Source organism: Segatella copri, assembly GCF_026015625.1.
Lineage (GTDB): Bacteria > Bacteroidota > Bacteroidia > Bacteroidales > Bacteroidaceae > Prevotella > Prevotella copri_H.
The window spans coordinates 2,750,511-2,775,657 of the sequence record NZ_JAPDVG010000001.1; the positions used below are offsets into that span (position 1 = coordinate 2,750,511).

Annotated in this window: 24 protein-coding genes and 1 tRNA gene; 4 read left to right on the forward strand and 21 right to left on the reverse strand. The window is 43.8% G+C overall.

The features are described 5' to 3' along the window. Positions 1–7: 7 nt before the first annotated feature. From ONT19_RS11500 to xerA, 9 genes are all read right to left on the reverse strand, one after another. Positions 8–529: an RNA polymerase sigma-70 factor gene (locus tag ONT19_RS11500; RefSeq protein ID WP_264952021.1), complete on the reverse strand. Its 522-nt coding sequence runs from the start codon at positions 527–529 to the stop codon at positions 8–10. A gap of 84 nt (positions 530–613) precedes the next feature. Then, positions 614–684: transfer RNA gene (locus ONT19_RS11505), tRNA-Gln, on the reverse strand. 66 nt (positions 685–750) lie between these two features. Beyond that, the gene (gene tyrS / locus ONT19_RS11510) at positions 751–2,052 is read right to left on the reverse strand and encodes a tyrosine--tRNA ligase (protein WP_006848087.1); all 1,302 of its coding nucleotides are present in this window, start codon (positions 2,050–2,052) and stop codon (positions 751–753) included. A gap of 63 nt (positions 2,053–2,115) precedes the next feature. Beyond that, positions 2,116–2,367 (reverse strand): membrane protein insertion efficiency factor YidD, encoded by a 252-nt coding sequence (yidD, locus tag ONT19_RS11515; protein WP_040553354.1) that lies wholly within the window; start codon positions 2,365–2,367, stop codon positions 2,116–2,118. Then, positions 2,367–2,810 carry a ribonuclease P protein component gene (gene rnpA / locus ONT19_RS11520; protein WP_117693277.1) on the reverse strand — a complete coding sequence of 148 codons (444 nt, stop codon included), beginning with the start codon at positions 2,808–2,810 and terminating at the stop codon, positions 2,367–2,369. Before rnpA ends, yidD begins: the two co-directional genes overlap by 1 nt. 21 nt (positions 2,811–2,831) lie before the next feature. Beyond that, positions 2,832–3,581 (reverse strand): uroporphyrinogen-III synthase, encoded by a 750-nt coding sequence (locus tag ONT19_RS11525; RefSeq protein WP_118079554.1) that lies wholly within the window; start codon positions 3,579–3,581, stop codon positions 2,832–2,834. Between the two features lie 6 nt (positions 3,582–3,587). Continuing rightward, positions 3,588–4,613 (reverse strand): DUF4271 domain-containing protein, encoded by a 1,026-nt coding sequence (locus ONT19_RS11530; RefSeq protein WP_117693275.1) that lies wholly within the window; start codon positions 4,611–4,613, stop codon positions 3,588–3,590. Between the two features lie 3 nt (positions 4,614–4,616). Next, positions 4,617–5,891: a methionine adenosyltransferase gene (gene metK, locus ONT19_RS11535; RefSeq protein ID WP_118079556.1), complete on the reverse strand. Its 1,275-nt coding sequence runs from the start codon at positions 5,889–5,891 to the stop codon at positions 4,617–4,619. Between the two features lie 117 nt (positions 5,892–6,008). Further along, positions 6,009–6,965 (reverse strand): site-specific tyrosine recombinase/integron integrase, encoded by a 957-nt coding sequence (xerA, locus tag ONT19_RS11540; RefSeq protein ID WP_022121521.1) that lies wholly within the window; start codon positions 6,963–6,965, stop codon positions 6,009–6,011. Positions 6,966–7,089: 124 nt separating this feature from the next. Here xerA and aroQ point away from each other — a divergent pair, with 124 nt between their 5' ends. Next, entirely contained in the window at positions 7,090–7,524 is a 435-nt protein-coding gene (gene aroQ, locus ONT19_RS11545; RefSeq protein ID WP_006848094.1) for a type II 3-dehydroquinate dehydratase, read from the forward strand. Between the two features lie 29 nt (positions 7,525–7,553). Beyond that, the gene (locus tag ONT19_RS11550) at positions 7,554–8,192 is read left to right on the forward strand and encodes an O-methyltransferase (protein ID WP_006848095.1); all 639 of its coding nucleotides are present in this window, start codon (positions 7,554–7,556) and stop codon (positions 8,190–8,192) included. 96 nt (positions 8,193–8,288) lie between these two features. Here the strand turns inward: ONT19_RS11550 and ONT19_RS11555 are convergent, their stop codons facing one another. The 11 genes from ONT19_RS11555 to pckA all read right to left on the reverse strand — a co-directional run bounded on the left by ONT19_RS11555 (position 8,289) and on the right by pckA (position 19,857). Continuing rightward, positions 8,289–9,518: an FtsX-like permease family protein gene (locus ONT19_RS11555; protein ID WP_006848096.1), complete on the reverse strand. Its 1,230-nt coding sequence runs from the start codon at positions 9,516–9,518 to the stop codon at positions 8,289–8,291. Positions 9,519–9,604: 86 nt separating this feature from the next. Continuing rightward, positions 9,605–9,940 carry a 30S ribosome-binding factor RbfA gene (gene rbfA / locus ONT19_RS11560; RefSeq protein ID WP_006848097.1) on the reverse strand — a complete coding sequence of 112 codons (336 nt, stop codon included), beginning with the start codon at positions 9,938–9,940 and terminating at the stop codon, positions 9,605–9,607. A 31-nt stretch (positions 9,941–9,971) separates the two neighbouring features. Further along, on the reverse strand, positions 9,972–10,808 hold the full coding sequence (murI, locus tag ONT19_RS11565; RefSeq protein ID WP_264952022.1) for a glutamate racemase: 837 nt from the start codon (positions 10,806–10,808) through the stop codon (positions 9,972–9,974). Further along, positions 10,805–11,359, reverse strand: a complete 555-nt coding sequence (locus ONT19_RS11570) for an OmpH family outer membrane protein (protein ID WP_218435053.1) — start codon at positions 11,357–11,359, stop codon at positions 10,805–10,807. The genes murI and ONT19_RS11570 overlap by 4 nt, the downstream gene beginning before the upstream one ends. 114 nt (positions 11,360–11,473) lie before the next feature. Next, positions 11,474–11,959, reverse strand: coding sequence for an OmpH family outer membrane protein (locus ONT19_RS11575; RefSeq protein ID WP_006848100.1), 486 nt, complete (start codon positions 11,957–11,959; stop codon positions 11,474–11,476). 92 nt (positions 11,960–12,051) lie between these two features. Then, positions 12,052–12,564, reverse strand: a complete 513-nt coding sequence (locus tag ONT19_RS11580) for an OmpH family outer membrane protein (RefSeq protein ID WP_022121518.1) — start codon at positions 12,562–12,564, stop codon at positions 12,052–12,054. An 11-nt stretch (positions 12,565–12,575) separates the two neighbouring features. Further along, the gene (locus ONT19_RS11585) at positions 12,576–15,212 is read right to left on the reverse strand and encodes a BamA/OMP85 family outer membrane protein (RefSeq protein ID WP_264952023.1); all 2,637 of its coding nucleotides are present in this window, start codon (positions 15,210–15,212) and stop codon (positions 12,576–12,578) included. Between the two features lie 51 nt (positions 15,213–15,263). Beyond that, the gene (locus tag ONT19_RS11590; RefSeq protein WP_181976443.1) at positions 15,264–16,016 is read right to left on the reverse strand and encodes an isoprenyl transferase; all 753 of its coding nucleotides are present in this window, start codon (positions 16,014–16,016) and stop codon (positions 15,264–15,266) included. Further along, on the reverse strand, positions 16,013–16,729 hold the full coding sequence (locus tag ONT19_RS11595; RefSeq protein ID WP_118140389.1) for a DUF6089 family protein: 717 nt from the start codon (positions 16,727–16,729) through the stop codon (positions 16,013–16,015). Before ONT19_RS11595 ends, ONT19_RS11590 begins: the two co-directional genes overlap by 4 nt. Beyond that, on the reverse strand, positions 16,684–18,042 hold the full coding sequence (locus tag ONT19_RS11600; protein ID WP_264952024.1) for a DUF6242 domain-containing protein: 1,359 nt from the start codon (positions 18,040–18,042) through the stop codon (positions 16,684–16,686). The genes ONT19_RS11595 and ONT19_RS11600 overlap by 46 nt, the downstream gene beginning before the upstream one ends. Positions 18,043–18,243: 201 nt before the next feature. Continuing rightward, the gene (gene pckA, locus ONT19_RS11605) at positions 18,244–19,857 is read right to left on the reverse strand and encodes a phosphoenolpyruvate carboxykinase (ATP) (RefSeq protein WP_022121513.1); all 1,614 of its coding nucleotides are present in this window, start codon (positions 19,855–19,857) and stop codon (positions 18,244–18,246) included. Positions 19,858–20,253: 396 nt separating this feature from the next. Here pckA and upp point away from each other — a divergent pair, with 396 nt between their 5' ends. Further along, positions 20,254–20,913, forward strand: a complete 660-nt coding sequence (gene upp / locus ONT19_RS11610) for a uracil phosphoribosyltransferase (RefSeq protein ID WP_006848107.1) — start codon at positions 20,254–20,256, stop codon at positions 20,911–20,913. A gap of 510 nt (positions 20,914–21,423) precedes the next feature. On the opposite strand, the gene ONT19_RS11615 is transcribed toward upp, so the two are convergent. Beyond that, positions 21,424–23,085, reverse strand: coding sequence for a nucleoside kinase (locus ONT19_RS11615; protein WP_022121510.1), 1,662 nt, complete (start codon positions 23,083–23,085; stop codon positions 21,424–21,426). A 171-nt stretch (positions 23,086–23,256) separates the two neighbouring features. On the opposite strand from ONT19_RS11615, the gene ONT19_RS11620 reads away from it, so the two are divergent. Continuing rightward, positions 23,257–24,966, forward strand: coding sequence for a Na/Pi cotransporter family protein (locus tag ONT19_RS11620; protein ID WP_203068346.1), 1,710 nt, complete (start codon positions 23,257–23,259; stop codon positions 24,964–24,966). The last annotated feature ends 181 nt before the right edge of the window (positions 24,967–25,147 follow it).

A 25,147-nucleotide genomic window follows, 5' to 3' on the forward strand; every position in this document is an offset into this window, starting at 1 on the left:
GCAAGAATTACAGAATACCCCCATGGATGAAAGGTAAAATATAGAAAAAATCTGCAAGAAAATCATCTTTCTTGCCTCGTAAGGTCTTTAAAGCCTTGGAAATCTGATGCTCCACGGTCTTTTCCGACAGGTTCAGTTCTTCAGCTATCTCCCGATAAGTCATTCCGTCACGCTTGCTCATCAGGAAGATTTCCCTGCATCGTTCGGGTAATAGCTCGATAGCCGTCCACAGTTTTGCCTCCCGGAAAGAACTTTCCTGTGCCTGGTCATCAGAAATCACGCCACATAAATCGGTAGGAGAAATCTCCGTATCTATCGGAGACTGGCAGCGCAACAGGTCGATACAGGCATTGCGCACAGAGATATATAAGAAAGCCTTGATGTTTTCCGGCATGATGTTCCTACTTATCAATTTCACAAAACAATCCTGCACCACGTCTTCAGCCTCATCGATATCATGCAGATAATGAGTGGCATAAAGACATAGCGGACGATAATACTGCTGAAATATCAAGTCTATCTCTTGCATAAACTTTCTCTATCTAAACTAAACTCTTATATAACAAAATAACCCTCCAAATCCGCAAAGACTTGAAGGGTTATTTATGACTTGTTGTCCCAGGCGGATTCGAACCACCACTGACAGAACCAAAAACTGTAGTGCTACCATTACACCATAGGACAAGCAAATCGGCTACAAAGGTAGTGGATTTTTTCTCCACTACCAAATATTTTCAATACTTTTAACGATTACTTAACAGTAATCAAGAAGTAGTTCTTCTTACCTTTCTGAACCAAAAGATACTTGCCGTCAATCAGGTCATCAGCAGTTACAACCTGATCGAAAGCAGCGAGCTTCTCCTTGTTGAGTGAAACGCCACCACCCTTAACGAGCTTACGCATCTCGCTCTTACTTGGGAAGATCTGCATACCTTCCTGGTTGAAGAGGTCAACAGCTGTACCACCGAGCAAGTTCTTGTCGAGATCGTAGTGAGGTACATTGGCAAATACATCGTTCAATGTAGCCTCATCGAGCTGTGCCAGATTCTCCTTGGTTGCCTTACCGAAGAGGATGTTGCTGGCTGCGATAGCCATATCCAAATCCTCCTGAGAGTGAACCATTATGGTAACCTCCTCAGCCAGACGCTTCTGGAGTACACGGCGACCTGGATCCTGCTTGTGCTCCTCTACGAGAGCATCGATAGTCTCCTTGTCAAGGTCAGTGAAGATCTTGATGTACTTCTCGGCATCATCATCGCTTACGTTCAACCAGAACTGGTAGAAAGCGTAAGGAGTAGTGCGATTACGGTCCAACCAGATGTTACCGCTCTCTGTCTTACCGAACTTCTTACCGTCTGCCTTGGTAATCAATGGGCAAGTAAGGCAGAAGCACTCTGCATCGTTACCCAATGTACGGTGAATCAGCTCAGTACCGGTAGTCATGTTACCCCACTGGTCGTTACCACCCAACTGGAGACGCACGCCATACTTCTCATACTGATAGAGGAAGTCGTAGCCCTGGAGCAACTGATAGGTGAACTCAGTGAAAGACAAGCCGTCGCGAGCCTCACCGTTCAAGCGCTTCTGCACGCTATCCTTCGCCATCATGTAGTTTACAGTGATATGCTTACCAACCACACGAGCGAAATCGAGGAAGGTGAAGTCCTTCATCCAGTCGTAGTTGTTCACCAACTCCGCCTTGTTAGGCTCATTGCCATCGAAGTCGAGGAACTTAGATACCTGCTTCTTGATAGCTTCCTGGTTATGATAGAGAGTCTCTGAATCGAGAAGATTGCGCTCCTGGCTCTTGCCAGAAGGGTCGCCAATCATACCCGTGGCACCGCCGACGAGGAGATAAGGCTTATGGCCACAACGCTGCAAGTGGCGCAACATCATGATACCACAAAGGTGACCGATGTGCAGAGAGTCTGCAGTAGGGTCGGTTCCGAGATAGGCAGACACCATGTGGGTGTTGAGATATTCCTCAGTACCTGGCATTATCTGCGCCAGCATACCACGCCATTTCAATTCTTCAACAAAATTTTTTGCCATAGAATATGATTTTTTATTATATTATATAATATGTATAAGGGGTCCAACAATACAGTCGGAAACTTACGGTACGGGATCATAACCCGAACCACCCCAAGGATTGCATCTTAAGATGCGCCAAACAGCCAAAGCCAGTCCCTTAAAGGGACCATGCTTCAGGATGGCTTGTCTCGCATACTCTGAGCAAGTGGGCTGAAAGCGACAAGAAGGTGGCGTATAAGGAGTAATACACTTCTGATAAAACAATATCGGCAGTATAAGAATCCATACCAACACCTTTCTCATGCCATGTGCTATCATAAAGAGAATCTTCATCATAAACTGCTCTCTTTCATGACTGTTTCAGATTGCATCTCCTTGATATTATCAACCAATCTATCCAAAAGTTTAGTCATTTTGGTTGAAACCAGCTTTGAAGGCTGCAATTGTTCTGTTTGCCAAACAAAAGCCACAAGCAATTGTTTTCCAACATAATTCTGCATACAAGTCTCCAGCTCTTGTTTTTGATAACGAAAAGCTTCACGTATCTGTCGCTTTACCCGATTGCGCTTTACTGCGTGCTTAAAATAACGCTTTGATACACTGATAAGAACTTGAACAGAAGGTGCTTGCTCATCTTTCTTGTCAACAAGAAGAAACACCATTCTCATAGGCCATGCCGTCATTGCTTTAGCACCACCTCCAAAGAGCTGTTCTATAAGTGTCAGTTTACATAGATGCTCTTTCTTTCCGAATGTTTTATTTCTGTCTGTTGACATATCTATTCTATTAAATATTTCCTATTTATTATGACGTTTCAGATAATCTGCCAAGGCACCTGTCATAGATGGAAAAACTTTATTAGGAGCCTCCAGATCAAGGCGTAAGCCCTCATCTTCAACCGTTTTTGCTGTAGCAGGACCAAAAGCGCCAACAGCGATATTCCCTTGTTCAAAATTAGGGAAATTCTTCTTCAGAGCCTTTACACCTGTTGGGCTAAAGAAAAGCATCATATCATAATCGAAGTTCTTGATTTCCTCTTCTGAGAAATCATTGCTTACAGTACGATACATTACACATTCTGTATGATTGAGTTTTTTCTCATCAAGCAAGTTGGCAATATCATCATTATGAACACTGCTTAATGGTACCAGATATTTCTCGGTTTTATGGCGAGCCATCTGTCCCATCAACCCATCAATTTTACCTGTATCACCAAAGAACACCTTACGCTTGCGATACTGAACATACTTTTGGATGTAGAGAGCGATAGTCTCTATCACACAGAAATATTTCATATCTTCAGGAATTGTGATACGCATCTCCTTAGCTAATTTAAAGTAGTTGTCTACTGCATGACGAGATGTAAATACGACTGCAGTATAGTCAAGCAAATTTATTTTCTGCTGACGGAATTCTTTAGAAGAGAGCCCCTCTACCTTAAAGAATGGACGGAACACACATTCTACTCCATATTGAGCCTGGATATCGAAGTAAGGAGACTTCTCACTTGCAGGTTTTGGCTGAGAAACTAAAATTTTCTTTATCATTTTGTCTTAAAAGTTTATTTTCAAATAATGACTGATTAACACAAGTCCACCCCAAAGAGCGAACAAGGGTATCACTTCAAGGGCACAAAAGTACAAAAATATTTGCAGAAACACGCCATTTCTTCTAAAAAAGATAATGTAAGCCTTCAAAAAAGCCAACAATTTAACTAATCCAAGGATAGTCAACGTGTATATCACTGCAATTTGCAATGGAAAATCGAAATACGACAAAAGCATCACCATTGGGAACAAGGCCACTCCTTGACATGATATAAGGAACAAGTATGCCTTGAGCCATTGTACATTTTTTTTCTTTTCAAAGAATACCCAACCAGAAATCACATAGAGGAACGCCTTCAACAAGAAATAGCCCCCCATACAACCAGCATATATACTGATCACCTGATATTGGTCTACGATAAACGTATCGCTGATAGATGCTTTCGAATAAATGAAATACCCGATTGCCAGCAAAAGACAGGTCTGCAACACGAAGAAGAACTGGTATCTTACTTCAGAACTGGTCTCCGTCACCTCTGTTGTACCGATGCGTGGAGTACGGAAGAAGGTTTTTGCCTGGCGTATAACAAAATGCTTAGATTTAGAGAATGCTATACAAGCCAAGAGAAAACAGACCAACAGCAATGAAGTAATAAAGCTATCACCAGCTACCGTATAGGGAACAGGATCACCTGCCACCCCTAAGCGTCCACCCTTTAATTCCGGATGAAACAGAGAATCTTTTGAAAAGAATGACTCACGATAATATTGTGGCAAACTTACATCCCTAAAACTCTTACCTGCCTTATGTCCCGGCAAGTGTAATGTATCCGGCATCTTGCTCCAATGAATCTCACTGGGCTTGATATGTGCCCTAATCATGGAGTCCTGCTGAGCTGGCGTTGCATTCTTAGGCAGCCAGCTCAACACCTCTTTGGGTGTGAGCTGGCTGCTATGTTGCCTGAGCACTTGCTGTTGCGATTCAGCCTCAAGTGCGGCATCTGTCTGTATCGAATCTGCCTGTTGCACCATTCCTTAAAGTCCGAAAACTTTCTTGATTTCGTCTACCTTATCTAATTTTTCCCATGTAAAGAGTTCTACCTTCACAGTTTTAGCCTCATGATATCGGCTAGTGAAGGTTTTCTCTACTATCTCATTCTTACGTCCCATGTGTCCATATGCCGCAGTTTCCTGGAACATTGGCTGGCGCAACTTCAACTGGCGCTCGATTGCTTTAGGACGAAGATCAAACATTTCTGCAATTTTCTTTGCAATCTCGCCGTCAGTCATATTCACATGGCTTCTGCCGTAAGTATTTACATAGATACTAACCGGTTCTGCCACACCGATAGCATAACTTACCTGAACCAACATTTCATCTGCAACGCCGGCTGCAACCATATTCTTTGCAATATAACGGGCAGCATAAGCAGCCGAACGGTCAACCTTACTGCTATCCTTACCTGAGAAGGCACCACCACCATGAGCGCCCTTGCCTCCATAAGTATCTACAATGATCTTACGACCGGTAAGACCTGTATCTCCATGAGGACCACCAATCACGAACTTACCTGTAGGGTTTACAAAGTACTTGATGTCATCATTGAAGAGAGCCAACACCTTATCACTCAGGTGAGTCTTTACTCTTGGAATCAGGATATTGATTACATCCTCACGAATCTTTGCCAGCATAGCATCATCATCGTCCTCACCATTTGCCTTCTTGATAAAATCATCATGCTGGGTAGAAACTACGATGGTATCGATGCGCTGTGGGATATTATCGTCTGAGTATTCGATAGTTACCTGGCTCTTAGAGTCCGGACGGAGATAAGTCATCACCTTGCCCTCCTTGCGGATATCTGCAAGTACACGCATGATGAGCTGAGCCAAGTCGAGTGATACCGGCATATAATTTTCGGTTTCCGTTGTAGCATAACCGAACATCATACCCTGGTCGCCTGCACCCTGATTCTCATCCTCCTCACGACTTACACCGCGGTTAATATCATCGCTCTGTTCATGGATAGCAGTAAGCACACCACAAGAGTCGCCGTCAAACTGATATTCGCTCTTGGTATAACCGATTTTCTTGATAGTCTTGCGGGCAATGTTCTGCAAATCAACATAAACGTTAGAGCGAACCTCACCCATGATTACTACCTGACCAGTAGTACAAAAGGTTTCGATGGCGCAATGAGCGTGGTCATCGTAAGCCAAAAACTGGTCAAGCAATGCATCTGAAATCTGATCAGCCACTTTATCTGGATGTCCTTCAGAAACTGATTCTGATGAAAACAAATATGCCATATTTTCTTACTTTATTTCTATTAATTATTGATATTCATTATTTTGCGGCTGCAAAGTTACTCATATTTTTTCAGATTTTGTCATATTCCTATATAAAAAACGTCAATTCCTTGTGCTTTATCTGTTATTCGGGCATCTTTTGTCTGTTTTATCAGAATCAAGCACTTGGTTTTCTTCACTATATTTGATATTTCGAGGATGATGTTCCAAGATAGCTCTGCGCAAATCTGAAGTTTCAAGATGAGTATAAATCTCTGTGGTTCCAATATCTTCATGCCCCAGCAAGGCCTGAATTACTCTCAGATCGGCTCCACCTTTCAACAAGGCTGTAGCAAAACTATGGCGTAAAGTATGAGGAGAAATGGTTTTCTTGATTCCTGCATCATAAGCCGCATTTTTTATCATGATAAGTATCATATTGCGTGTGAGATGAGCACCTCTACGATTCAAGAAGACATAGTCTTCCTCACCTGGCTTGATTGTCATCAGATTCCGGTCTATATACCAAAGATTGATTTCTTTCAGAGCCTTACCTGAAATAGGAACGATGCGTTCCTTGTTACCTTTACCTATAACCCTAATAAACTTTTCTTCTTCAAACACATCGCTTTTCTTTAGATTCACAAGTTCCGAAACGCGAAGGCCACAGGAGAACAGGGTTTCTATAATCGCCTTATTACGCTGTCCCTCCCATTTTTCCAAATCGATAGCCGCTTCAAGCATGTCAACCTCTTCTACAGATAAATACTCCGGCAAATGCTTTCCTATTTGGGGAGAAACCAGTAATTCGGTCGGATCGTCTTTTATATAATCATCAAGCACCAGATACCGGTAGAAAGAACGGATTCCGCTCAAAATCCGAGCTTGTGAACGAGCAGAAACACCACGATCATGTAAACTTGCAGAAAAATTCTCCAAGTCTTCCAATTTCATTTCCGTCAGCACCAAATTGTTCTTATCAGCATACTCCAAGAGAAAATTCAAGTCATGATAATAGGCATCCAACGTATTTTTGGAGAAATTACGCCCCAACTTGAGGTATCTCATATAGTTCTTTATAATTTCATTCCTCATTTTTTGTCAGTTTCCTTAATTTATTGTATCTTTGCATCGTCTTTGCATAAGACAGGAGAGTACAAAAGATCTCTGCCGCAAAGATACGAAAAAAATATGGATTACGATTAAAAATCAAGTAAATATGAAGATACAAATTATTAATGGTCCAAACTTGAACCTTCTTGGTGTAAGAGAACCGGGTATTTATGGTAGCAATTCTTTCGAGAGTTATCTGCCTAAGCTGAAAGCGAAATTCCCTGATATTGAGATAGAGTACTTTCAGAGCAACATTGAAGGCGAGTTAATCAACAAGCTGCAGGAAGTAGGTTTTTCCTATGATGGTGTAGTACTCAATGCTGGCGCCTATACTCATACCAGCATCGCCTTGCAGGATTGTATTCGCAGTTTGAAATGCCCTTGCGTTGAAGTACACATCTCTAATGTGCATAAACGTGAAGAGTTCCGCCATCATTCATATATTTCCTGTGCTTGCCTGGGCGTAATCTGCGGTTTCGGTCTGGCTTCTTACGAGCTTGCCATTTCTGGAATCTTAGCACAGAAAGAAACAGAAGAGTAAGATTTCCGTTACTCTAAATCCATCAGATTATGACAGAGACTGAACTCATAGACAAATATATCTGCCAGCATATAGAGCCTGAAGGCGATTATCTGTATCGTCTTTACCGCGCCACCAATATACATACTATCCACGGACGTATGGCTAGCGGCCATATTCAGGGCAGACTTCTCAAGATGCTTGTAGAGATGATTCGCCCGAAGAACATTCTGGAAGTAGGCACATTTAGTGGCTATAGTGCTATCTGCCTGGCCCAGGGATTACAGGAAGGTGGAAAACTCTACACTTTCGAAATCAATGATGAGATGGAAGATTTTACCCGTCCCTGGATAGAAGGTTCGAATGTTGCCGACAAGATTGACTTCCGCATCGGTGATGCCAATATAGAAGCGCCCCAACTAGGCGTAAAATTCGATATGGCTTTTGTTGATGGCGATAAGCGTACCTATATAGAAACGTATGAAATGGTTATGAGCATCCTGAACCCTGGAGGCTACATCCTTGCAGACAACACTCTTTGGGATGGTCACGTCATCGATCCTGCCTACGACCGAGACCACCAGACTCAAGGCATTCGGGCTTTCAATGATTTAATAGCAAAAGATCCTAGGGTAGAGGTTGTTATCTTACCGCTACGCGATGGTCTTACACTCATCAGGAAAAAATAAAAAATCAATTAGAATAAGAAATGGCATGAATCCCCCATGAAAGATTCATGCCATTTCTTTTAGTATATGCACCCAAGCATAAAAATTCTGTAGGTTTTAACTCAACAGCCTTTTACTCAGCGCTCTTACAGGATACCATACAGCAAGCCAACCTACAGCAATTACAGTAACGAAGATAATGGCAACATCTGAGTAATGGACACTTACCGGATAAGCATCAACAATAAAGGAGCCTTCAGAATCTCCCAGACGTACAAATCCATATTGCTGCTGCAAAAAGCAGAGGAGCAAGCCCAATCCAATACCGATAACAGCACCTATCACAGCTATCATTCTACCTTCAAAAAGAAATACTCTGGTAATCTGCTTATCGTTAGCTCCAAGATTACGAAGAGTCACTACATCATTTTTCTTATCAATAATAAGCATAGAAAGCGACCCGATGATATTGAAACATGCAACAACTAAGATAAAGGTCAGGAAGATATAAGCAATCATCTTCTCTATCGACATAATTTTAAAGGTATCTTCCTGTTGTTCAAATCTGTCAAGCACTTTATATTTATTACCAGCTATCTGCTGCATCTCAGCCTTTACAGCATCCAGATTGCTACCCGGTTTCAAGCGTAATTCCAAATCAGAGAGCATACCTTGCTGTCCAAAGAGATTACGGGCAAATGAAATAGAAGTGATGATGTAGTTTTTATCATACTTAGCCTGTTTGACGGCAAAAAGCACTCCAGGAGAGTTGAGCGAGTCAACTACAAAGCCATCACCTGGGTTAGTCATATCCAGCTGTCCTTCCTTTTTAGGAGCATAGATTTTCAGGAAACCATCCCATTGTGCTCCTATGCCTAAATTCTGGGCAAGACGGATACCTACTGTTCCATATTCCAGATTGGCAGCATGCAAGGAGAAGGAGCCATCACCATATAAAATATCTGTAATATGAGAAAGTTCTGCAAAATTATCATCTACACCCTTGATTTTCACCATAGCCTGATGATCATTATAGATTGCAAGAGCTTGATCTTCTACGGTTTCTGTTGCAACATCCACCTGCGGCAAAAGACGAATCTTAGTAAGAATAGGATCATCTGCAGGTGCAGTCTTTCCCTCAACAGGCACAACCTTGAGTTGTGGGTCAAAACTCGTAAAGAGTGAAGCTACCAGGTCATGGAAGCCGTTAAAAACACTCAGAACGATGACCAGAGCCATCGTAGCTACCGCCACTCCTATTACAGAAATAGAACTGATGACGTTGATGACGTGCGTACTCTTCTTTGAGAAAAGATACCTGCGAGCTATAAAGAATGGGAAATTCATAATTCTATCTTACCTTATTTATATAACAGTATAGGGAGTCAAGAATTGCCGTCTTAACTCCCTTGTCTTTTTACTTCCTTACTCTTTTACTTTTTCAAGAGTTCATCAATGTGCTCCAAATAATCGAGACTATCATCAAGGAAGAAACGGAGTTCTGGAATAATACGTAACTGGTTTCTCACTTTTTTACCCAAGTCGAAACGGATCGTCTTCTCATTTGCATTGATATTCTTCAAAATCTCCTCTCCTTTTTCAGAAGGGAACACACTCAAGTAAGCAGTACAGATACTGAGATCTGGACTTACTCTAACCTTAGTAACACTTACCATCACACCATGCATCATGCGGGTTTGTGACTGGAAGATAAGACTCAACTCCTTCTGGAGAAGTCTTGATATACGGTTTTGTCTTGTTTCTTGCATAACTATTAACTATAAATTATTAACTATAATACTATTCAAGATCTACATGTGTAACCTCCACCTGTTCATGAAGGAAAATCTGTGCAGATTCCTTGAATTTATCCTCACTCTCTGTTGTGAGATATCGGCAAGAGCCTGTTTTGGTTATCATCTGTTCCATCTGCGGATGGCGTTTCAGATAATCTTTCAGACTGTTTGCTACATATTGTCCTTGCGGAACCACTCTTACGCCATCAGGAAGATTCTTCACAATGCTGCTCATAAGAAGCGGATAATGCGTGCAACCCAAAATAATGGTATCAATATCAGCGTCCTTCAGCATCAGCTGGTCGATGCGTTTCTTTACGAAATAATCAGCTCCCGGACTATCTGCTTCATTGGCTTCCACGATGGCAGCCCAAAGCGGACAAGCCACGCCATTCACCTGAATCTCTGGCCAAAGTTTCGAAATTTCCATATTATAACTTTGGCTTTTAATAGTACCTTCTGTAGCCAAAAGTCCCACGTGATTACTCTTGGTAATAGTACCAATTACTTCGGCAGTAGGGCGGATAATACCCAGAACTCTTCTGGTGGGATCCAACTCTGGAATATCGCGCTGCTGCAAAGAACGTAGTGCCTTAGCCGAAGCCGTATTACATCCCAGGATAACGAGATGACACCCCATAGAGAAAAGTTTAAGCACAGCCTGGCGTGTGAACTTATAAACCACCTCAAACGAACGCGAGCCATAAGGAGCACGAGCGTTATCACCCAAGTACATATAATCATACTGAGGCATCGTCTGGCGCAACCCATGCAGGATGGTCAGTCCGCCATAACCAGAATCAAAGACACCGATTGGTCCGGGATTAGAAGTCAACATCATTTTAAAGTCTCCTCCAGCAAAGCTGTAATATCCTCCCCCATCTCTTCGTTGAGATAAGGAGCTGCATTATTGTCTGTATTGATGATAAAGGCAAAGCCCTTCTGCTTGCCAATCTTTTTAGCTTCCTCGTTTATTTTTGCTTTGAGCGGAGCATAAGCATCATTCTCTGCTTGCTGCAACAGGCGGGTAGCCTCAGCCTTGAAGGCAATATTTTTCTCCATCAATTCACGCAATTCAGCCTGACGTTTCTCCAGAATTGTCTTGGCATAAGTGCGCTGTCCATCAAGAAATTCCTCATACTTAGCATTAAACTCAGTTTCTACACGTTTCGTTTCTGCATCGTATTTCTCACGGAGTTCATCCATATTATGCTTGGCTATAGCGTAACCAGGCATAGTATGAAAAACCTTATCAAAACTAAAGTAGCCAAAATGCAAAGGAGCAGATACAGCAATCTGTTGTTGCTGAGCCTTTGCTGCAGGCGTTGTATGCTGGGCTGAAACAGTCAAAGAGATGAGAGCAAAAGCCAGAAATAAGAGATTCTTTTTCATGATGAGTGATACCGTTTATGATGAATACCTTATAAATACCTCGTTATTGAAAATGAGAAATAAGGGCAAGCACTTCTGCCTGCCCTCAATCTATATTCTTTTTATTTGCCTTGATTACTTAATCTTAGCCTGTACTTCCTTAGTAACGTCTACTACGTTAGTACCTGTATATACAGCTGCACCATCCTCGAAGATGAAGGTGTAGTTGCCAGCCTTGCCTACAGCCTCGATAGCTGTACGTACCTTTGCTACGATAGGCTGCATGAGTTCGCTGCTCTTCTTCTGCAACTCCTGCTGACCATCCTGGTAAGCCTGCTGAATTTTCTGCTGGAGAGTCTGCAACTCAGTTTCCTTCTGCTGCTTTGCAGTAGCGTTCATTGTGCTGGAACCCTTCTGATACTCGTCAGCCTTACGCTGGAACTCATCCTGCATAGACTTCAAGTCATTCTCCTTCTGCTTCTGGAGAGCTTCCATCTCGCCATTAGCCTTAGCTACATCTGGCAAAGACTGCATAATCTGCTGAGTATTTACTTTACCAAACTTCTGAGCCATCATAGTCATTGGTGCACAGAGCATCAACATTAAAATAAGCTTTTTCATTGTTCTATTCTTTTTAATTATTAATTTCTAAATGAAGTTTTCATGCCGCCAACCATTGGCACATGTACTTACCGGCTGCAAATATACAATTATTATTTGGAATAACCTAATTTTTGGAGCACTTCGTTGCTAATATCTATCTTAGGAGAGCCAAAGATGATGCCGCTGTTGCTAGCCCTATCGAGAACAAGCGAATATCCGCGCAGGTCTGAAATCTCTTTTACGGCTGTATAAATCTCTTCCTGAATAGGTCCCATCAATGCCTCACGCATCTTATAGAGGTCGCCTTCTGCACCAAAATATTTTTTCTTCAAATCGCTAGCCTCCTTCTCTTTCTGCATGATGGCATCCTGCTTAGCCTTCTTCTGCTCCTGGGAAAGGAACACTACCTCGTTCTGATAGTTCTTATACATGGTGCTTGCCTCTGTGTTAAGAGCTTCTACCTCAGCCTGCCATTTGCGGCTTACCTGATTCAGCTGCTCGTTGGCACGCTCATAAGCGGGTACATTCTTCAAGATGTACTCCATATCTATCAATGCATATTTCTGTGCATGTGCTGAGATGGCTGCTACAGCCATCATCAGCATCAATACTATTTTCTTCATAAAACCCATTTTTAGAATTCCTGACCTAAGATGAAGTGGAACTGGCTTCCACCCTTCTTATATGAGCTACCATTCCATACAGTATCGAAACCGTAAGCCCAGTCAATACCCATCAGACCAACCATAGGCAAGAAGATACGTACACCGACACCGGCACTACGTTTCATGCTGAATGGGTTGAACTTCTTGGTTTCATACCAGGCGTTACCAGCCTCTACGAAGGTCAAACCGTAAATGGTTGTGTTACCTAAGAGGAATGGATAGCGAAGCTCCAATGAGAAGCGGTCGTATGCATAAGCATAGTAACCGGTTGTAGGACTGTAAGATACAGAACCATTCTCATAACCGCGGAGTCCGATTGTTTCCTCACCATAATATGATGAGTATCCACTCATACCGTCACCACCCACATAGTAGGTCTCGAACGGACTCTTCTTATACTTGTTATAAGAACCGAGCAAACCGAGTTCTACACGGGTCATCAATACGAAGCACTTCTGACCCTCTGTGAGTGCAGTATAAGTCTTTGCCTTGAACTTCCACTTATGGTATTCAATCCATCTGTACTTCTCCTGCTGCTCAGCAGAATAGGTTGGCGACTTAGAATCGTTGGCAAGATTCTTGTAGTCCTTGTTGTCGAACGCACTCCATGGTGGAGTAAGGTTGACACTTGCCTCAACCTCAGAACCACGACGTGGGAAGAGTTGGTTATCGGTTGATGTTCGGTTCAATGCGATGGTCAAGTTCAAGTTGTTCGCATTACCGTTGGTCATCAACATATAGCTCCAGTTCTTCATCATGTAGCGCTGGTAAGCCAACTGTACAGACAAGGTGAAGTAATCATCCGGCCAACGGAGGCGCTTACCCCAACCGAGGCTTACACCCACCATCTGGATATACTTGTCAGGATCGTAATAATTCTCGTAGTTGTTATAGTAACTAGAACCATAACCATACATATAACTGTAATAGTTGTTCATGTAAGCACTATTGTAATAGTTGCTTGACACGTCGGTACTCTTACTGTAGTATGCACCTACGCTGAACTGGATAGGGCGCTTGCCGCCAAACCAGTTGGTAGAGTAGCTTACGCTATAGCTCTGGTAGTAGGTACCATTGGTCTGTGCACCGATACTCAGCACCTCACCATCACCGATAGGCATGATACCACGATGCTCCTTGTTTTTGTTGAAGAGGTTTGCCATAGAGAAGTTGTTGAGCTTCAAGCCCACACGTCCGATGACACCCGTCTGACCCCAACCGAGCGAGAACTCAATCTGGTCGTTACTCTTCTGCTCCAGGTTCCAGTTTACATCAACCGTACCATCTTCAGGATTAGGCTTTACATCCGGGTTAACCTTCTCAGGATCAAAGTGTCCCATAGAAGCAAGCTCACGAGCCGAACGCATCAGAGCATCCTTAGAGAAAAGGTCGCCTGGCTTGGTACGAAGTTCACGACGCACTACGTTTTCGTAAAGACGAGTATTACCATTGATACGTACATGGCTCAGATAAGCCTGAGGTCCCTCTGTTACGCGCATCTCTAAGTCGATAGAATCGCCATCAATATTGATTTCAGTCGGTTCGATACGAGAGAACACATAACCATTATTATAGTAGAGGTTAGAAACAGCATCATCATCTTCATTCAGGCGCTTACCCAATATCTTCTGGTTATATACATCGCCCTTCTTCATGCCGAGCAATGCTTCGAGATAAGCTGAAGAGTAAACGGTATTACCTGCCCAGGAGATGTTACGGATATAGTATTTCTTACCTTCATCTACCTTGATGTAGATATTAACGTGCTTCTCATCGAAGTTGCTCACGCTATCTTCCAGAATCTGAGCATCACGGAAACCATACTCATTATATTTGTCGATGAGTTTCTGCTTATCTTCCTTCCAACGCTCAGGGGTAAACTTCTTCGACTTGAAGAAAGAGGCGAACTTACCAGCCTCATGCGTCTTGGCAAAAGCACCCTTCGAGAAGAGTCCACCCTTAATCTTGCGGTCAGAAAGCTGTTCGTTTCCATCGATTGTTATCTGATGAACCTTGATTTTTTCTTTCTTGTCAACAACAACATCCAGGATTACCTGTCCCTTGTTGGCAATATCATCGCGCTGGTTAATCTGGATATCAGCGTTCTTGAAGCCCTTATCATCGAAATACTTCTTGGCAAGAATCTTGGCACGGTCGAGCATATTCGGAGTTACCTGAGTGCCCTTTACCATACCCAACTTCTGCTCCATATCTTCACGCTCGCTCTTCTTCAAACCAACATAGTTGATATTAGATATACGTGGACGAACCGCAAGATAGATATGGAGATAAAGCTTCTCACCTACGATAGAGTCAGCAGCGATAGCCACCTTCGAGAAGAGTCCATGTTTCCAGTAGCGCTTTACGGCATTGGTAATCTCGTCGCCAGGCACAGTAATCTCATCGCCCACACTGAGGCCTGAGATACCTGTGAGAACATAGTCTTCGTAGCCCTCAACACCCGAAACATTGATACCACCAATCTTAAGGGTACGAGGTGTACCAGCATACGAGATATCAGGGTTTACGATTTTATCTTGTGCCTGAATCTGCATGCATGCCATTACGCCGAACAGCAGGATGAAAATCTTTTTAAATCTATTCATTTATACCTTATTATATATAATATGATTTTTCTATGCTTGTATGAGGTTTGCCTATTTCTCCTCCTCTTCCACCTGTGCCTCGGTTTTTCCAAATCGACGTTGGCGGTTCTGATAACTTGCTATTGCCTTGTGCAGATCTTCTTCATTGAAGTCTGGCCAGAAGGTATCACAGAAATACAACTCTGAATAAGCTATCTGCCAAAGAAGATAGTTGCTGATACGGAGTTCACCTCCTGTACGTATCAGAAGTTCAGGATCTGGCATGAAACTGGTTTCAAGATGCTTTTCGAAGTTCTCCTCTGTCAGTTTATCCTCTATCTGCTCATAGGTTGAACCTGACTCCAATGCTTCTTTTACCATTTTCTTTGTAGCATTCAGGATTTCCCAACGTGAAGAATAGCTCAATGCCACAACCATAGTCATAGCATCGTTCTTCGCAGTATGGTCCATGGTCTCCTGAAGCTTGTCCTGTACCTGTTGTGGCAGGCGTTTCAAATCACCTATCACACGGAAGCGGACATTATTCTTCATGAAGATTTCATCTTCGAGCGAAGTCAGTACCAGTCCCATCAAGGCAGCAACCTCATCGGCCGGACGGTTCCAATTCTCTGTAGAGAAAGTATAGAGGGTGAGATATTTTACCCCCAACCTGGTACACTCCGATGTAATTCGGCGCACGGTATCTACTCCAGCCTGATGGCCGTAGCTACGCTCCTTGCCCCGTTCTGTTGCCCAGCGACCATTGCCATCCATAATGATAGCGATGTGCTCAGGAATCCTGTTCATATCTAAGTTGTCCATCATTCTTCTTTATTACAAGTTTTACATTTTGCACTGAAACTATAGGTCACCGAAACGGCTATGGTAGAATAGCAGTCGGTATTCTTGAAAATGCCACTGCTCTTTACCCAGTAAGGGTCTTTCACACCATCCAGTTCATCGCTGAGCGAGAAATGGAAAGTCCAGGCCAGTCCCAAGTTCAACCTTTCGTTCACTTTATATTTTGCGCCGATGCCTAAAGGCACGTTTGCTGTAAATACATTTTTTTCGTTACCTTTTACATAGGTTGCTCCCAGGCCACCCAGTATATAAGGAACCAGGCGCTGGGCTCCGCGATAGTCTCTGCCTGTTCCGTAAGGCCAGAAGTTGTACTCAAACACCAGATTCATATCCACCAGCGTATGATTGAAGGAATAGGGATTCTCCGCATAATCAGGATAGAAAGTATCCACATTTGCCGAAGAACCTTTTATTTTTCCAAAGCCCACGCTCAGTTTCAAGTCCTTGTAGGGGTCGAAATTGTATCTTCCCACCAGGAAACCGGCAGGTTGCATGTCGCCAAGCACATTTCCGTTAAAGTCGCCTTCATAGGTCATTACTCCCACACCGGCGCCTATCTCCATGCGATATTGCGGATCGTCCTGTGCACGAACCGCCATACAGCCCAGAGTTAAGAAGGCAAGCAGGATGATTAATCTTCCTTGCTCCAGCCATCTATATTGAAACGTCCTCTCCATACGTATCCGTTTCTGATAATCCAATAATAATGTTGCTTGTCACGGCAGAAAGCGAAACGACCGTCAGTAGCAAACTTAGCAGGCAGAACAACCATCGCATCCTGCTTCCAAGTCAATCCGGCATCCTGGCTCTTATACCATTTGCCGTTACTGCCTAAAGCAACGAAGCCTGTATCGGCAGCACAGGTAATTACCTGATCCAGCCAAGGCATCTTTCCACTTTTATTGTTTTCGATTTCCAGATAGTTCCACTGTCCGTCTTCATTTGCATAGTCAACCGTGCGCAACCATGTGGTAGCAACCGTATCTTTCAAAGCCTTGTCGCGAGTACCCAGCAGCATTACGTTCTCTACATCCTTAGCAGAGAGTACGCCAGCCACATTCATTGAGATATTCTGTTTTGGCAAATAGGCTTTATCTGTATCAAGTTTCTCTGCCTTCCAGTTGGCACCCTTATCTTCTGAAACAGAGATACCTGTAGCTGTATAAGCATAGAGATTCTTGCTGCTTGCACCAATGAGCTGCTTGATATCTGCGTTGTCAGAAACCACTGTCCATATTGCAGCATCGGCAGAAGCATAAACCTTGCCGCCATCTGAGATATAAAGTTTGCCATCCAGCGCTACTGCACTCTGGTAAGCGTCACTACTTAAGCCTACTTTCATCGTAATAGATGACCAGGCGCTGCCATTATTGATGGCTGACTTCAGCACCTTAGTACCCTCGGCAGTCTTGCCGAATACATAGATGTCATCACCACAAGCTACAGCCTTCAGATCAGAGAATGCAGCCAACTGACTGTTGTTCTGAGCCAGCTCATGCCACTTAAACTCATAAGGCAACTCCTTATGTACGTTTACGGTAACCTGATACTGGGCATAGACAGAGTAGTCGCTGCTGTAAACTCTAATAAAGCGAGGCTTTGAGAAGTTGATGGAATCAGAGCTTGAATAGTATGCTGCGACAGAATCAGTCTTGTTGATATCCATCAGGAGAATAGGGCTGCTATTCTTGCTGCTGATAGTAGCCAATATGGCAGTATCCCTCACCCCACAAGGCAAGGAATCTACATTATAAATCTTGCGTTGTGCTTGATCTATGTAAAATTTATAGTCAGAGCCCGTCACATTAGCCTTGAGCAAGGTATCTTTACCTGCCTTCGTTTTGGTATATCTGTCAAGACTACCCAACGAGAAAGCCGTGATGGCTGTATCATGTGTATATTCTACTGTTGTTTCATCGCTGCTCAAGCAAGAAGAGAGCGAGAGCGTAGCTGTAATCAGCGCTATGAAAGCAAAAAACTTCCTTTTCATTCTATCCTATTTTATTTTTAGCTGCAAATTTACTGAGAATTCTTTAAAAACTCGACCTTTTCTCCTTATTATTATGCAAATTATTCATTTTTAGGCGCATTTTTTAAGTTTTTTAGTGATTTCGAGGCGTAAAAACGAAGAAATCCCGCTTCTTTTGCAAGAAACGGGATTCCATATTTAGTATAAATTCGAAGTGTCGAATTAGAGCTGTGGACCAGCAGCAACGAGAGCCTTACCTGCCTCGTTTGTCTCATACTTCTTGAAGTTCTTGATGAAACGAGCAGCCAAATCCTTAGCCTTCTCCTCCCACTGAGAAGCCTCAGCGTATGTATCACGTGGATCGAGAATCTTAGGATCTACGCCTTCCAACTGTGTAGGAACTACGAAGTTGAAGAATGGGATAGTCTTTGTAGGAGCTGCGTCGATTGAGTGGTCGAGGATAGCGTCGATGATACCACGTGTATCGCGGATAGAGATACGCTTGCCTGTACCGTTCCAACCTGTGTTAACCAAGTATGCCTTAGCACCAGACTTCTGCATCTTCTTTACCAACTCCTCAGCGTACTTAGTTGGGTGCAACTCCAAGAATGCCTGACCGAAGCAAGCAGAGAATGTTGGAGTAGGCTCGGTGATACCGCGCTCTGTACCAGCCAACTTAGCTGTGAAGCCAGAGAGGAAGTAATACTTAGTCTGCTCAGCGTTCAAGATAGATACTGGTGGCAATACACCGAATGCATCTGCTGAGAGGAAGATAACCTGCTTAGCAGCTGGACCCTGAGAGAATGGACGCTGGATGTTCTTGATGTGGTAGATAGGATAAGATACACGAGTATTCTCGGTAACAGTCTTATCTGCGAAGTCAATCTTACCATCCTTAGCTACAGTTACGTTCTCGAGAAGAGCGTCACGTGTGATAGCACCGTAGATGTCTGGCTCAGACTCCTTATCGAGGTTGATAACCTTAGCGTAGCAACCACCTTCGAAGTTGAACACACCCTCGTCGTCCCATCCGTGCTCATCGTCACCGATCAACTTACGCTTAGGGTCTGTTGACAATGTAGTCTTACCTGTACCAGAAAGACCGAAGAAGATAGCAGTGTTCTCACCGTTCATATCTGTGTTGGCAGAGCAGTGCATAGAAGCCATACCCTTCAATGGCAAGAAGTAGTTCATCATAGAGAACATACCCTTCTTCATCTCACCACCATACCATGTGTTGATGATAACCTGCTCCTTAGAAGTTACGTTGAATACAACGGCTGTCTCTGAGTGGAGACCCAACTCCTTCCAGTTCTCAACCTTTGCCTTAGAAGCATTGTAAACGATGAAGTCTGGCTCCTGATCGAACTCAGCCTCGTTCTGAGGACGGATGAACATATTTGTTACGAAGTGTGCCTGCCATGCTACCTCAACGATGAAACGTACCTTCATACGTGTATCCTTGTGTGTACCGCAGAAACCATCTACTACGAACAACTTCTTATTAGAAAGCTCCTTCTTAGCGATCTCCTTAACGGCGTTCCATGCCTCTGGAGTTGCCTTGTGGTTATCGTTGTGATACTCCTCAGAATCCCACCATACAGTGTCGTGAGATGTAGCATCGTCAACGATGAACTTGTCTTTAGGAGAACGACCAGTGTAAATACCAGTCATTACGTTAACTGCACCGAGCTCAGTCTCCTGACCAACCTCAAAACCCTCGAGACCTTCCTTAGTCTCCTCATTGAACAATACCTCATAAGAAGGATTGTAGAGAACCTCAGTTGTACCTGTGATTCCGTACTTTGCTAAAACTGACTTATCAAACTTTGCCATTTTATTTTAAATGTATTTAAGTTGTGAATAATTTCTCTTTACCTTTTTACCTTGGTTGGCAGAAGAAATCATCATTCTCCCAAAACCGCCGCAAAGTTACGAAAAATATGTTTTATAGCAAAGATTCTTAGGTATTATTCTTTCTTTTTAAAAGCTTTTTAGGTTAAAGAACTTAAAAAAAGCCGATTCGACCGACATTTGCCACGTTGACTTTGCAAAAAATCTCTGCTTAGAGAAAAACAAGCAGAGATTTACACCTATTTTATATATAAGAGGATATTTGAAGGAAAAATAAGATAGTAACATGTTCTTTCATTCCTCCAGAGAGAAAATAATTGCCCAAACATTTTGCCGTTTCCGAGATTTATTATATCTTTGCAGAAAAACTACAGCTATATGAAGATAAATAATCTGAGCGAGCACAATTGCATCATCAACCGCTATCTGGCAGAGATGCGTGACTGCGATTATCAAAAGAACCGATTGCTCTTCCGCAACAACATTATGAGAATCGGTGAGTATGAGGCCTTTGAAATATCAAAGACTCTTAATTACGAAAAGACAGAGGTGACTACACCGCTCGGTGTAGCCCAGGTCAATCTTCCTACCGAAAAGATTGTCATCGGTACGATCTTCCGTGCCGGACTTCCTTTCCACGAAGGTTTCCTCAATATTTTCGACCACTCTGGCAATGCCTTTGTGAGTGCTTATCGCGAGTATACCAACAAGGAGCATACTGAGGTGGGCGTACATATCGAATACCTCGCCACACCTGATCTTACTGATAAGGTGCTCATCATTGCCGACCCTATGCTTGCCACAGGTATCAGCATGGAGATGGGTATGAAGGCTTTCCTCACCAAGGGCAATCCTAAACATATCCACATTGCCTGTGTTCTCGCTGCACCTGAGGGCATTGAGCACGTCAAGAAAACCTTCCCAGAGGACAAGACTACCATCTGGTGTGCCTCTATTGATGAGGGGTTGAACGAGCATAAGTACATCGTGCCAGGCTTCGGCGACGCCGGCGACTTGTGCTATGGCAGCAAGCTCTAAGCCGCAGGCTTTATAAATTCGTACGCTTTATAAAAAGTATAGCAACTCTACTCTGAAATACTCTTCACTCTTCACCTTTCGGTCCGAAACCCCTGTGTTTATCGGCATTCCGAGGGGTGAAGAGTTGTTTTTATCTCTTCACCCTCTCTTCACCACTCTTCACCGACAGGAACGGAAACAGATGCGAAAGACAGATAGGAGAATTGCAAATTAGCCAGAACTGAAGGGTGAAGAGTGGTGAAGAGTGGGTGAAGAGTGTCCGAGCACTCTTCACCCCTCGGAATGCCCATAAACACTAGGGTTTCGGAGCATTTGGTGAAGAGTGAAGAGTTTTTCGTCTATCGCATAAAAAAGAAAATCAGACGCCTAAAAGGAAATCAGACAAACCCATTTCCGAGGACTGTTAAAGACAAACAGCCGACTAGCGGATAAGGCGCTAGTCGGCTGTCCGGCTTCTGCCAGTTGGCTGTCCTACTCAAACAGCCAACTTATCTCCGAAAGATAAAACCTTTAATAATGGAACGAGCTGCCCCCCAGGAACTCTCGCAGAAGCGAAGTAGGCGGCAGATTATTATAAGGTATACCCTTGAAGTATTTCAGGAACTTAAGCAACCGGTAAGCCTCAGCATATTCCTCGCAATTCTCCGGAACCTGCTGCAGCAGCGGCTCTGCCTGCGTCTTAATCACAGCCAGCTCATAAAGCATCGCCGTATTGAGCATCGCATCGGCATTCTCCTGGAACGGGAATATCCACTTGTTCTCACCCGCCCTTACCGAAGGCCAGCGATGAATGGTTTCCTGGGCAGAGACACCTCGATACTTGTAATCGCGGATGATGCGGCGAAGCAAACGGTTGTCTGTCGTCGGGATATAATTGTGATTGTCCAGAAGAATCGTGGTCAGCGCCGAAGCATATACTCTGAATATCTGCTCCTGCGGGATGTGGGCCGTCAGCTCAGGGTTCAATGCATGAATGCCCTCTACCACCAGCACATTGTTATCGTTCATCTTCAGCTTGTTGCCGCTCTTTTTACTCTTTCCGCTCTGGAAATCATACTTCGGCAATTCTACCTCCTCACCACGGAAGAGGGCGTTGAACTGCTCGTTGATCAAATCGAGATCCAGGGCATAGATGCTCTCATAATCATATTCGCCCGAAGCATCCTTCGGCGTTTTCTCCCTATCTACGAAATAATCATCGAGCGAAATCTGGAGCGGTTTCAATCCGTTTACGGCAAGCTGTATGCTCAGGCGCTTGCACGAAGTGGTCTTGCCCGAAGAAGAAGGACCTGCCAGCAGCACCAGTTTCACGCCCTTGCGGCTGGCAATTTCCTCAGCAATCTTGGCAATTTTCTTCTCCTGCAGCGCCTCGCTGATATTGATGATGTCAGTAGCATGATTAGCATCTATCGCCTGGTTAAAATCGCCTACAGTCCTGATGCCCAGGATACTCTGCCAGCGATGATGCTCCTTGAATATCTCAAACATCTTGTCCTGTCGGGTCATTTCGCCCAGCACATCCGGGTTCTTGAGCGAAGGAATGCGCAGGAGCATGCCATCATAATATTTCTCCAGCCCGAAGAGATAGAGCTGCGAGGTATTGGTGAGCAGCGTGCCGTAGTAATAATCTACATAATCACCTATTTTATAATAGGTAGTATAGATAGAGCCCGATGTCTTGAGCAGTTTCACCTTCTCAACATCTCCTTTCTCCTGAAACAGCGCAACTGCCTCTTCGGTAGGCACGGTGAAGCGGCGTATCGGCATTCTGGCATCGATAATCTCCTGCATGCGACGGCGGATGATGTTCACATCTTCATCAACAACAGGTCTGCCCAGGCGAATATCTACGTAGAAACCATTCGATACGGGGATATCAATCACCACATCTGTAGCAGGATAAATGTCCTGTACCGCCTTGCAGAGAACAAAGAAGAGGGTACGGGTATATGCACGCGAACCGGATGAAGAAGTCATATCAAGAAATTCTACATCTTTAGAATTATAAACACGATAATGCATGCCTTCAACCTTGTTATTTACCCTTGCAGACACCGGTCCGTGGGTCATTTTGAGGTCAAATGCTGAAAAAATATCAAAAAGTGTGCTTCCGATTTCTACTTTCTGAGATTTTTTATTATTTTTGCAACGGATTTGAATTACTTGTTTCATTTGTATTAAAACTATGTTACAAAATTAAACTAATCTACCCGCTCTCGAAGCCCCCGAAGGTGCTTTTTGAGCATCGGCTTACTCTTTTTAGAAGAGAGACGCCTACAGTGTGTAAAGTTACGAAGAAATTCGGAAACTTGATGTATTTGACAACATTAATTAAGTTATTATATGTCGATTTGGATATTTTTTAAGCTTATTGGAGCACTCGCCCTACTGATGTTCGGTATGAAGTCCATGAGCGACAGTTTGCAGAAGATGGCAGGACCACAGCTCCGCCATGTGTTAGGAACCATGACCACCAATCGTTTGACGGGCATCCTCTCGGGTACGCTCATCACCGCAGCGGTGCAGTCTTCTACAGCCACAACGGTGATGACCGTATCATTCGTTAACGCAGGTCTCCTTACCCTAGCCCAGGCTATCTCCGTTATCATGGGCGCCAACATCGGAACCACGCTCACCGCATGGATCATGAGTGCCGGTTTCTCGTTTAACATCACAGATTTTGTATGGCCGGCGTTCTTCATCGCCATCATTCTGATTTACAGCAAGAAGCGCAAGATTATCGGCGACTTCATCTTCGGTATATCCTTTATGTTCCTCGGTTTGGGTACTTTACGCCAAACCGGTATCGACATGGATCTGGCTCATAATCAGCCGGTTCTTGAATTCTTTGCAAGTTTCGACCCTCACAGTTTCCAGACTACCATCACCTTCCTGATTATTGGTAGTATACTCACTATGTGCGTGCAGAGTTCGGCAGCCGTCATGGCGATTACGATGATTCTCTGCTCTACCGGCGTATTGCCTATCTATCAGGGTATTGCGCTTGTGATGGGTGAGAATATCGGTACAACCGTAACCTCCAATGTGGCAGCGCTCACCGCCAACACCCAGGCCCGGAGAGCGGCGATGGCGCACATGGTATTCAACATCTTCGGTGTGCTTTGGATACTCTGCGTATTCCGCCCGTTCATCCATCTGGTTTGCGGCTGGGTAGGTTTCGACGATGCCATGGAGAAGACTAATCCTCATTTCGTAGCCAATGCAGCCAAGCTATCCTTTGTGCTTGCCGCCTTCCATACCACGTTCAACCTCTCCAATACCTTTATCCTGGTATGGTTCATTCCACAGATAGAGAAGCTGGTATGCAAGATTATCCGTCCTAAGAAGAATACCGATGAGGACGACTTCCGCCTGCGCTTTATCCAGAGCGGTATCATGAAGACACCGGAAATCTCTGTCTTGGAGGCACAGAAAGAGATTCATTGCTTTGCCGAGCGCATCCAACGCATGTTCGGCATGGTGAAGACGCTTCTTGGCGAAACCAATGAAGATAAGTTTGTAAAACTCTATAGCCGCATCGAGAAATACGAGGGCATCTCTGACAACATGGAGATAGAGATTGCCAAATATCTCGACCAGGTGAGCGATTCTCATCTTTCTGACGAGACCAAGGCAAAGATTCGTGCCATGCTCCGTGAGATTTCTGAAATCGAGAGTATCGGTGACAGCTGCTTCAACATCGCACGCACGCTGAACCGCCGTTTCAAAGGCAAGGAAGACTTCATCACTTCACAGTATGAGCACATGCACCAGATGATGGAACTTACCGACAATGCCCTTACCCAGATGAACATCACACTCGTAGGTCATAAGGGAGACAACGATGCCAACCTCTCTTTCAACATCGAGAACGAAATCAACAACTATCGCAATCAGTTGAAGAGCCAGAACATCAACGATGTAAACAACCATCTCTATACCTACGCCATCGGTACCATGTATATGGATATCATTCAGGAATGCGAGAAACTCGGCGACTATGTAGTAAACGTAGTAGAGGCCCGCATGGGTGTAAGACAGCATGAAGCTTAGGGAGAGTTTACAGTTTATAGTTTATAGTTAACAGTTTATAGGGCATGAAGTTCATTAGTGGGCTTCATGCCCTATCTTTATTTTCTACCTATATTAAATAGGATAAACAGATATGTTTTTAAGCAAGATACTTGATTCACAACAGCAAAGTTGCCATAAAGAAGTGATTTCACAAAGAAAA

Coding starts and splice junctions, on each gene's coding strand:
- ONT19_RS11585 (WP_264952023.1), bottom strand. CDS start 15,212: ATGAATAGATTTAAAAAGATTTTCATCCTGCTGTTCGGCGTAATGGCA.
- metK (WP_118079556.1), bottom strand. CDS start 5,891: ATGGCATATTTGTTTTCATCAGAATCAGTTTCTGAAGGACATCCAGAT.
- ONT19_RS11615 (WP_022121510.1), bottom strand. CDS start 23,085: ATGAAACAAGTAATTCAAATCCGTTGCAAAAATAATAAAAAATCTCAG.
- tyrS (WP_006848087.1), bottom strand. CDS start 2,052: ATGGCAAAAAATTTTGTTGAAGAATTGAAATGGCGTGGTATGCTGGCG.
- xerA (WP_022121521.1), bottom strand. CDS start 6,965: ATGAGGAATGAAATTATAAAGAACTATATGAGATACCTCAAGTTGGGG.
- upp (WP_006848107.1), top strand. CDS start 20,254: ATGAAGATAAATAATCTGAGCGAGCACAATTGCATCATCAACCGCTAT.
- pckA (WP_022121513.1), bottom strand. CDS start 19,857: ATGGCAAAGTTTGATAAGTCAGTTTTAGCAAAGTACGGAATCACAGGT.
- aroQ (WP_006848094.1), top strand. CDS start 7,090: ATGAAGATACAAATTATTAATGGTCCAAACTTGAACCTTCTTGGTGTA.
- ONT19_RS11590 (WP_181976443.1), bottom strand. CDS start 16,016: ATGATGGACAACTTAGATATGAACAGGATTCCTGAGCACATCGCTATC.
- ONT19_RS11530 (WP_117693275.1), bottom strand. CDS start 4,613: ATGGTGCAACAGGCAGATTCGATACAGACAGATGCCGCACTTGAGGCT.
- murI (WP_264952022.1), bottom strand. CDS start 10,808: ATGATGTTGACTTCTAATCCCGGACCAATCGGTGTCTTTGATTCTGGT.
- ONT19_RS11555 (WP_006848096.1), bottom strand. CDS start 9,518: ATGAATTTCCCATTCTTTATAGCTCGCAGGTATCTTTTCTCAAAGAAG.
- ONT19_RS11575 (WP_006848100.1), bottom strand. CDS start 11,959: ATGAAAAAGCTTATTTTAATGTTGATGCTCTGTGCACCAATGACTATG.
- ONT19_RS11525 (WP_118079554.1), bottom strand. CDS start 3,581: ATGATAAAGAAAATTTTAGTTTCTCAGCCAAAACCTGCAAGTGAGAAG.
- ONT19_RS11595 (WP_118140389.1), bottom strand. CDS start 16,729: ATGGAGAGGACGTTTCAATATAGATGGCTGGAGCAAGGAAGATTAATC.
- ONT19_RS11620 (WP_203068346.1), top strand. CDS start 23,257: ATGTCGATTTGGATATTTTTTAAGCTTATTGGAGCACTCGCCCTACTG.
- rnpA (WP_117693277.1), bottom strand. CDS start 2,810: ATGTCAACAGACAGAAATAAAACATTCGGAAAGAAAGAGCATCTATGT.
- yidD (WP_040553354.1), bottom strand. CDS start 2,367: ATGAAGATTCTCTTTATGATAGCACATGGCATGAGAAAGGTGTTGGTA.
- ONT19_RS11550 (WP_006848095.1), top strand. CDS start 7,554: ATGACAGAGACTGAACTCATAGACAAATATATCTGCCAGCATATAGAG.
- ONT19_RS11570 (WP_218435053.1), bottom strand. CDS start 11,359: ATGAAAAAGAATCTCTTATTTCTGGCTTTTGCTCTCATCTCTTTGACT.
- ONT19_RS11500 (WP_264952021.1), bottom strand. CDS start 529: ATGCAAGAGATAGACTTGATATTTCAGCAGTATTATCGTCCGCTATGT.
- rbfA (WP_006848097.1), bottom strand. CDS start 9,940: ATGCAAGAAACAAGACAAAACCGTATATCAAGACTTCTCCAGAAGGAG.
- ONT19_RS11600 (WP_264952024.1), bottom strand. CDS start 18,042: ATGAAAAGGAAGTTTTTTGCTTTCATAGCGCTGATTACAGCTACGCTC.
- ONT19_RS11580 (WP_022121518.1), bottom strand. CDS start 12,564: ATGAAGAAAATAGTATTGATGCTGATGATGGCTGTAGCAGCCATCTCA.